Consider the following 9,079-nt stretch of genomic DNA (forward strand, 5'->3'; position numbering starts at 1 on the left):
CTGTCCCCGCGATGTACAGCTCTCCGATACAGCCCGGCGGCAGAAGCTGTTTCTTTTGATTTAAAATATAAAGCCGCATGTTATGCCCGGAAATGCCGATCGGAACATTGTGAAATTCTTTTCCTTGCGGCAAATCAAAGTACGCCGCTTCTACTGTCGCTTCCGTCGGACCGTAGGAATTTGTCAATTCCGTTCCCGGCAGAAGGTCATAAAAACGGGAAACCAGGTGCGGGCCCAGTTGTTCGCCGCCGGCAAAAACCCTTTTTAAGCAGGTTTTTTTGATCGGCTGTTTTCTGGAATTTATATATTCCAAGAAAGCATGAAGCATGGATGGCACAAAATGAGCCGCCGTTATGCGGTTATTCTCCAATGCGTTCAGTATCATTTCAGGGTCTTTCTCGCCGCCTTGCGGAAGGAGGAAAACAGAAGCTCCCGCGATCGGCCACCAAAACAGCTCCCAAATCGAAGCGTCGAAAGAGTATGATGTTTTATGCAAAATGATGTCAGAATCACTTAATCCATAACGTGTTTGCAGTGAGTATAAAAAGTTTACGGCTGACCGATGTTCAACCTGCACGCCTTTTGGGCGTCCCGTAGAACCGGATGTATAGATGATATAAGCCAATGAATCAGGGTTTACCGGAACGTTAGGGTTGGCCGCAGCTTCAGGGTTCCCTGTTTGTCCGCTTTTCAGAGAGATCGTTTCTCCCTCAAAAAGATCTGGTGCGAAAAGTTCTGGTTCTGCCAGTAAGAATTTCACGCCGCTGTCTTTCAGTAAAAAGCGAATCCGCTCTTCCGGGTAATCCGGATCAATTGGCAGATATGCACCGCCTGCTTTTAAGACAGCGTAAATGCCGATCATCATGTCAGGAGAACGCCGGCCCATAATGGCAGTTTTATCCTCCAGCCTTATCCCGCGCTTGATCAGCTGGTGCGCAAGCTCGTTTGCCCTTTCGTTCAGTTCCTGATACGTAATCGAAATGTCATCAGTTAAAATTGCCGGACGGTCCGGCGTTTTTTCCGCTTGCTGTTCCAGCAGATCATGAAGAGACTGATGAATCGGAAACGCTGTTTTCTGCAAGGGGCTGAAATCTTGAAGCAGAGACGCTTCTTCTTTTTCTGTCAAAACAGAAATATCGTCTAATTCCAAGCCCGGATCAGCCGCGGCGTTTTCGGCAAGTGTCGTAAAAAATCCCGCCCATTTTTGAATCGTTTTTCTCTTAAACAAATCGGTGCTGTATTCAAACTGGCAGTATAATTCACCGGCGTTTTCAGAGATGTACAGCGATAAGTCAAATTTAGAAATCGGCAGGCTGACGTCTGCCGGCTGCAGTTCAAGTCCGGCTGCCCTAAGCTTCTGCTGTTCCATATTTTGCAGCGCAAATGTTGTGTCAAACAGCGGATTTCGGGACATGTCCCGCGGCACACCGAGCTTATCGACGAGCTCTTCTAACGGGTAATCCTGATGTTCGTAAGCCTCAAGCGCTGTTTGGCGAATTTCCTTTAAATATTCTTTGAATGTCATGCTTCCGTCGGGACGCGTCCTGAAAGCAAGCGTATTGACAAACATGCCCAGAACGGCGTCAAGGTCGGCATGAGGCCTTCCTGCAATCGGAGACCCGACGATCATATCTTCCTGTCCGCTTAAACGGGCTAACAGAACCGTGTACACACCGAGCAGCGTCATATACAGTGTGCATTTGTTTTCTTTCGCCAGCTTTTTCAACTGTGCTGTATGTTTTTCATTGATGACAAATGACACCCGGTCTCCGGAAAAGCTCCGCACCGGGGGACGCGGCTTATCAGCCGGCAATTCAAGCACGGGAATCTCACCGGCAAGCCGGTTCAGCCAGTACTCCTCTTGTTTCCGATATGCGGCGCCCGCCATAAATGATTGCTGCCAGACGGCATAATCTTTGTATTGAATCCGTAACGGCGGCAGACTTCTCTCAGCATACAGCTCACTGAATTCACGTATCAAAAGATTGACGGATACGCCGTCTGAAATAATATGATGCATGTCAGCTAAAAGCAGATGCCGGTCTTTTTCTATTTGGACAAATCCCGCCCGGAAAAGGGGCGCTTTGCCGAGATCGAACGGCCGGATAAACGCTTCGGCTGATTGTTCTTCTGTAAATGCAAATGGCACGTCGTCATGAATCCTCTGCACGGGCAGGCCGTTTTTTTCTTCAAAGGACGTTCTGAGCGGTTCATGCCGCCGGATCAGTTCCTTGAACACGGCTTCCATCCTGTCTCGGTCAAACGGCCCCTTCACCTCTAAAACGGCTGGAATGTTATAGCTGACACCGCCATTTTCAAGCTGGTGAAGGACGTACATCCGTTTTTGGGCGGATGAGACAGGATATGTTTCTTTCGTTTCTGTCTTTTCTATGGATGCGAACGGGTTCTCTTCTGCTTCACTGATGATTTTGGCGAGTTCTTCTACAGTCGGATGGCTGAAGACATCGCTCAGCGGGATTTGCACACTGCACTCTTTAGCTATTTTTGCAACGAGTGCCGTCGCCTTTAATGAATGGCCGCCAAGCTCGAAAAAGTGATCGTGAACGCCGATCGGTCCGCTTTGAAGCACTTCTTCCCATATGCGGGTAAGCTTCAGCTCCGTCACATTCCGGGGAGCTGTATATTGACGGCCTGCGGCGTACGCCGAAGCTTCCGGAAGGGCCCGCTGATCGACTTTTCCGTTCGCAGTGAGCGGAATTGAGTCAACAAAAGCCCATTTGACCGGAATCATATAATCAGGCAGCTCTTTCGCCAAATCTCTTCGCAACTGAGAAGGATCAGTCGCTTGTGAGACGCTGCAGTAGGCGCATAATTCATTTTCGCCCGACTCATTCGTTTGAATCAGAACAGCAGCTTCTTTCACGGCATGATGATTTGCCAGGACGGTTTCAATTTCCTTCGGTTCAATCCGGTACCCTCTGATCTTCACTTGATCATCTGTCCGGCCGATGTATTCAATTTGGCCGTCCGCACGCAGTCTTGCCAAATCTCCGGTCCGGTACATGACGGCGTCCGTTCTGAACGGATCCGGCAAAAATTTCTCTTCGGTCAGCGCCGGATTGTTCACATAGCCTCTTCCTGTATTCGCCCCGGAAATATACAATTCTCCCGCAATTCCGAGAGGCTGAAGCTGTCTGTTTTTGCTGAGAATATACATTTTGTTATGATGGATCGGTTTCCCGATCGGCGGATGTTCAGGTATGTCATCTCCCGCAGAAATCGTATACGTTGAAACCACATGAGTTTCTGACGGGCCGTAATGATTATGCAGATGCATACCGTGTAAACGGAGCGTCTGCCTGAACAAACGCGAAACGGTCAGCTGCTCCCCGGCCGTAATGACATGCTTCACACAGCGGGGAAAAGACTGTGCATAACCTTCTTCATTGAAAAGCATTTTGACAAACGCAGTCGGGAAAAACACAACTTCCGTGTTGTGCTGATCAATAAACGAAAACAGCTGAGAAACGTCTCGTTTGATTGATTCGGGCACGATACAAAGGGTGCCGCCGCTCAAGAGTACTGAAAATAACTCCTGATAGCAGACGTCAAACGCCACAGATGCGTACTGCAGCACATTTGTGCAAAAATCAATGTCTGTGTTCGTCAATTGGTGAGAAAGCAGGTTGGCCATATTTTTATGTTCGAGCAGCACACCCTTCGGTTTCCCTGTCGTTCCCGATGTATAAATCATATAAAGGAGGTCGTCCGCCGTATTAATGGATTGCACATTGCTTCCGTCCGCTTCCGTCCCGGCGTCTTCTATGTATGTAACTTGCAGCGTTTGTTCCGCGGGGACTGACTGATGCCGCTCTGTTACAACATGGACGCAGCCGCTGTTTTCAATGACATATCGGATACGCTCCTTTGGACTGCCCGGATCTATCGGGACAAAGGCGCCGCCCGCTTTTAAAATACCGAGAACAGCCGCCGCTAAAGAAGGGGAACGGCCGAGCATGACGCCTACCGGTTCCTCCCGCTTTAATCCGCGCTTTTGCAGCAGGCGGGCCAGCTTATTAGCCGATTCGTTCAGCTCTTTGTACGTCACTGACTCGCCTTCATACCGAATCGCGATTTGATCCGGCGTTTTTGCGGCCTGCCGTTCAAACATTGCATGAACCGTGTCATATTCAGGCTTTTCGGTCTCTTCAGAAATCGGCGCAAGCAGCTGCGCTTTTTCCCCTGGAGTGATGATTGCAAGCTTGTCCGGCGTGATGTCCGGTTTGTCGAGAACTTGGGAGACGATATGCGCCAAATGGCCTTTGATATTTTCAATAAATTGGCGGTCATACATGCTTGAATCGTATCTCATTTTCAAATGAATTTCGTCACCCGGCGCCACCATAAGATAAAAACTGTAATTGGTTTCGTCTTCCATGCTGAAATCATGGATGTGAAAAAGGTCTTTCGTGTCCCCCTTGCTGTTCAGCACATCAAGCTCCTGTTCAACCGGATAATTCTCAAAGACGAGAATGTGGTCAATTAAGCCTTGTTTTACCTGTGAATTCGCCTGTATGTCATAAAGCGGATGATAGCTGTATGCCTGTCCTTTCAAAGCATCCTTTTGCACATTTTTGATCAGCTTTTGAAACGGGATGTTTGCCCCGCTGATCCGGACAGGCACGGTATTAATAAACAGGCCGATCATTCGCTCGATGCCTTCGATTTCAGACGGCCTTCCGGAAATGACAGAACCAAAAACCGCATCTTCTGTCTGGTTATACGCCTGAAGCAAAATGCCCCAGAGCGTGTGGAAAATGGTGCTCAGCGTGACCTCTTCTTTTACGGCCAGCTCTTTCAGCTTAGCCGTGTCCTCTTTTGAAAAGGAAAACGTCACTTCCTCTTGTCTGCTTTCGCCGGCTTTTTTCTGCTTCGGCAGAACAGTCTGCTGCTCAAAGCCTTCAAGGTACCGCTCCCAGTACGAAGCGGCTTTTTCTTTATCTTGCTCCATCAGCCACTTGATGTAGGTCCCGTACGGCACAGCGGGCTCAAGCGTTAACGGTGTCCGGCGGAGCCGCGAGGCGTATATCTGGAAGAACTCTTTCAGCACGATTCCGAGACACCAGCCATCCATAATGATGTGATGGAAACTCCATATGCACGTATATTCACATTCACCGGTTTGAAGCAGCGTCACCCGCATCAGCATGTCTTTTTGCAGATGAAATCCTTTCTTACGGTCTCTTCGTTTGGCTTCTTCAATATGCTTGATTTGATCAGCCTTGTTTAAATTGGTGAGATTTTCCTCAATGATGCTGACGTTCCGCTCTTTTAATACGACCTGCTGCGGCACTGACACGTTCTGGCTGATAAAGATCGTTCTGAAAATATCATGTCTTTCGAAAAGGGCATGAACGCTCTCTTCAAACACGCGGGTGTCAACCTTCCCCGTTATTGAAAAGGAGGCCTGCTCGGCGTAAGCCTGTGATTCCTTTTGCAGGAGGGAATGAAAAAGCATTCCTTCCTGCATATAAGACAGCGGATAAATATCCTGAATTGCATTCTTTTTTGTCATGTTATAATCTCCCCGTCGCCTTTTTCTACAGTTCCTCGACAAAACTCGCTATGCTGTCCAAATCATCAGATGTTAACGTTTTGCTGCTAAAATCACTAACGGTTTTTTCTGCTTCCTCTTTGCCGGTGCAGTGCGCCATAATATCACGCAAATATTGCTGTAAAGTTTGCAGCAGCTGTTCCATCGTTTCTTTGCGGAAGCGGCTCGGCGGATAGCTCAAACTGAAGTGAAGTTTGTTTTGTGCGGCCATCGCGCTCATTTCCACCGCTTGTTCCCGCTGCCATGTCGGCGTGATGTCGTGCCCGCTTGCAAGACCGGACAGACTGAACGTGTGCTGATCTTCTGTATCATTGAATTGCCCTAAATAGTTAAAGCTGATTTCAGGCGCTTGTCTGAAGCGGATTGTTTTTTGTTCAGGCGGTGTCATGTATTTTAAAATGCCGTAGCCTATTCCTTTATCCGGTATTCTTCCGAGTGTGTCTTTGACCGTTTTTACCGACGTTCCAAGCTCAGCGCCTGCTGTGTTCAAGTCAATGAGCACCGGATACATGGAGGTAAACCAGCCTACGGTGCGGCTGATGTCGAGCTCCGGCATGATGTGCTCTCTCCCGTGCCCTTCCATCGCGATGCGCAGTCTGCCGCCCCCTGTCCAGTCCCGTAAAGCCAAAGCTGCGGCAGTCAGAAGAATATCTTGCGTATCGGTATGGTAGGCCCGGTTGACCTGCTGAAGCAAAACGGACGTTTCTTCTTCTGTAAGCGTAAAGCTTACCGTTTGCCGAATGCTGTCGGCTCCAGTCTGATGCTGCGGTTTTTCATAAGGAAGTTCGGCGGCTGTTTCTTCTTCAATAAAACGCCAATATTCTTCTTCACGCATCAGCTTGCTGCTTTTTGCGTATTCTGAAAGCCTTTCAGCGTATTGCTTAAACGAATCGGTCTTTGGCGGAAGCTGGACCGGCTGACCTTTTACGGCTTGAGTGTAAGCGGCAGATAAATCCTCCAGCAAAATACGCCATGACACTCCGTCAACCGCCAGGTGATGTACGGTGATGAATAAATAATCCCCGGACCGGGTTTTGAACCAGCCGGCTTTTAATAACGGGCCTTTTTCAATATCCATCCGCTGTTGGAGCGCAGCCACTTCAGTTTCTATTTCTCTTTCCCAAGTATCTGTCTCAGACAGATCCCAAATGTCCAAGCTGTACAGTTCATCTTTTTGAATACCGTGATTGATTTGTCTGAAACTTTCGTTTTCTGCACTGACGGTGATCCGGAGTGCATCATGATGAATGACAAGATGCTCCAAGGCTTCTTTGAGCGGCTGTTTATGCAATGCGTCAGAGCTGAACATCATGACGGACTGATTGAAATGATTTCTGTTTTCCATCCGCTGTGATAAAAACCACTGCTGAACGGGTGTCCAAGGAATGTTTCCTTCCACCGGCCGCTGATCGATAACTCTTTCCGCTTTCCGGATAAGAGGCGCGAGCTCCTTAATGGACGGATGCCGGAATAAGTCACTCGCCGTCATTTTCCACCCATAGCGTCCGAGCCGTGCGGAAACTTGCAGCGCTTTGATTGAGTCGCCGCCCAATTCAAAAAATGAGTCCTCAATCCCGACTTGTTTTGTGCCGAGCACTTCCTGCCAGATCACGGAAAGCTGTTCTTCAAGCTCATTGCGGGGAGCTGTGTACGCGGTTTGAAGCGCGAGCTCCGGTTCGGGCAGATTTTTCCGATCCAATTTACCGTTCGGCGTAAGCGGCAGCTTCTCAAGTTCCATCATATAGGCCGGAACCATGTAATTCGGCAGTTGCTTAGACAGTGAAGAACGCACTTTTTCTGTATCCATGTCCGCCTGCAGACTCATATATGCGATCAGTTCTTTATTGCCGGACTGCCCGGTTCTGACTGACACGACAGCTTCTTTCACGCCGTCCAGGCTCCTCAGTGTTGCTTCAATCTCTCCCAGCTCGACCCGATAACCGCGGATTTTCACTTGATCATCCATCCGCCCGGCATATTCGATCGTTCCGTCCGGCAGCCAGCGGGCTAAATCTCCGGTGCGGTACATCCGTTCTCCGGGAACAAAAGGATTGGGGACAAATTTTTCTTCCGTCAGCTCAGGGCGGCCGAAATATCCTCTTGCCACACCGTCTCCGCCCGTGCACAATTCGCCGATGACGCCGATCGGCTGCGGTGTTCCCCTGCTGTTTATGATATATGCGGTTGAATTTCCGACAGGGCGCCCGATCGGGATTGAATGATCGTATGATTGTTCAATCAAAAAGCAAGTCGAGAACGTCGTGTTTTCAGTCGGTCCGTATCCATTCCATACTGAGAGATGCGGCAGCGCATTCCGAACCCGGTTTACATGGCTCGGGGACAGTGCTTCCCCGCCGATAATCAATCGGGATAATCCGGAAAACACGTGTTCATTTTGTTCTGATAAATGGTTGAACAGAGACGATGTCAGCCACAGTGTCGTAATGCCGTTTTGTTGTATAAATGTTTCCAGAACATCAGAGTCGAGATAGGTTTCCTGGTCACTTACATATAAAGAAGCGCCGTTTAAAAGCGGACCGAATATTTCAAATGTCGTAACATCAAATCCTAATGATGAAGTAAACAATAGTCTGTCTTCCGGCGTAAAATCAATATAATTGCTGTTTTTCACAAGGCGGATTACGCTTCGCTGTTCAATCATGACGCCTTTTGGCGCACCTGTTGATCCGGACGTATAAATCATGTAGGCCAACGATTCAGGTCCGCCGAGCGGTTCGGGATTTTCCGAACTCAAGCCGGCCTTTGTTTGAATATCCTCTATGAATAAACGTTTTCCTGAAAGCGGCAGACCGTCAAGTTTATCAGATTGGAGAAGAATATCAGCTTTACAGTCTTTAAGCATCCATTCAGCCCGTTCCCGCGGCACATCGTCACCGATAGGCAAGTAGGCGCCCCCCGCTTTTAATATTCCGAGGATTCCGGAAGCAAGCTCTGTTGTGCGGCCGGTTAATAATGCGACAACGCTTTCCGAACCGACGCCATTTGATCGGAGAGCCGCCGCTATTCTGTTAGCCCGTTCGTTCAGCTCACGGTATGTCAAGATTTGTCCATCATATACAACTGCCCGGGCATCGGGGGTTTCTTTTGCCTGCCGCTCAAATAAACGGCTGATGGTTTCGTGTCTTGGGTAATCGCTTTTCGTCTGATTAAACTGATAAATGACGCGATTTGTTTCAGCATCATCCAGTACGTGAATGTCACCAAGCGGTATCGCTTGGTTTTCAATTACTTTTGTAAGAATACGGGTAAAATAAGAAAGCCATTTTTCAATTGTCTGTTTTTGATAGATATCTGTATTGAATTCAAAATCCAAGCTGATGGAACCGTCAGACCCTTCTGACGCGTAAAGCGTGGCATCAAACTTTGCGGTTTTATGACTTGTATCCGCAGCTTGAGCCAAATGCAGCTTATTTAACACCAGGGATTCACGCTCCATATTTTGGAGCACAAACATAACGTCAAACAGCGGATTGCGGCTCATGT

Annotated in this window: 2 protein-coding genes; both read right to left on the minus strand. The window is 48.6% G+C overall.

Annotation, left to right across the window (positions count from 1 at the left end; all coding sequences use genetic code 11):
- A partial coding sequence (locus tag D5S11_RS19535; protein ID WP_128424640.1) for a non-ribosomal peptide synthetase occupies positions 1–5,536 on the minus strand: 5,536 nt, incomplete at its 3' end.
- A gap of 25 nt (positions 5,537–5,561) precedes the next feature.
- Positions 5,562–9,079 (minus strand): non-ribosomal peptide synthetase (locus tag D5S11_RS19540; protein ID WP_128424641.1); only part of this gene is annotated, 3,518 nt, incomplete at its 5' end.

The sequence above is a fragment of the Bacillus sp. L75 genome, assembly GCF_003676355.1.
GTDB classification, from domain to species: domain Bacteria; phylum Bacillota; class Bacilli; order Bacillales; family Bacillaceae; genus Bacillus; species Bacillus velezensis.